The organism is Arthrospira sp. PCC 8006, assembly GCF_046480465.1.
Classification (GTDB): domain Bacteria; phylum Cyanobacteriota; class Cyanobacteriia; order Cyanobacteriales; family Microcoleaceae; genus Limnospira; species Limnospira platensis.
The window spans coordinates 1-754 of record NZ_PKGG01000499.1 but is presented as its reverse complement, the minus strand read 5'-3'; the positions used below and the strand labels follow the sequence as shown (position 1 = coordinate 754).

The 754-nt window shown below is 43.3% G+C and carries 1 protein-coding gene; it reads right to left on the bottom strand.

Features of this window, described 5'->3' with window-relative positions; all coding sequences use genetic code 11:
- Positions 1-225 precede the first annotated feature (225 nt).
- Positions 226-435, bottom strand: coding sequence for a hypothetical protein (locus tag B9T16_RS29050; protein ID WP_410246434.1), 210 nt, complete (start codon positions 433-435; stop codon positions 226-228).
- Between the last annotated feature and the right edge of the window lie 319 nt (positions 436-754).

The window sequence follows — 754 nt, the reverse complement described above, 5'->3', positions numbered from 1 at the left end:
AACYAACAGTAGATATCTYCTGGTTATGAAGTGCGATCGCTTTTTGGTAAATACCCAGAATTTCCTCAACTCCCAACCAACAGTAGATATCTCCTGGTTATGGAGTGCGATCGCTTTTGGGTAAATCATCATCATTCCCCATTGACAAACTCCCCATCTTGACCTAATATAACAGCATGGGAAACCGTGTCGGCTTATAGGGTACTTTCACCACCTTAAACACCCCTAACCCAAAGTAGATATCTCCTGGTTATGAAGTGCGATCGCTTTTTGGTAAATACCCAGAATTTCCTCAACTCCCAACCYACAGTAGATATCTGTGGTTATGGAGTGCGATCGCTTTTTGGTAAATACCCAGAATTTCCTCAACTCCCAACCAACAGTAGATATCTCCTGGTTATGWAGTGCGATCGCTTTTKGGTAAATAMYCATCATTCCCCMWWSWCMMAAACTACAGTAGATATCTCCTGGTTATGGAGTGCGATCGCTTTTGGGTAAATCATCATCATTCCCCATTGACAAACTCACCATCTTGACCTAATATAACAGCATGGGAAACCGTGTCGGCTTATAGGGTACTTTCACCACCTTAAMCACCCCTAACCCAAAGTAGATATCTCCTGGTTATGAAGTGCGATCGCTTTTGGGTAAATACCCAGAATTTCCTCAACTCCCACCCAACCAACAGTAGATATCTCCTGGTTATGGAGTGCGATCGCTTTTGGGTAAATACCCAGAATTTCCTCAACTCCCA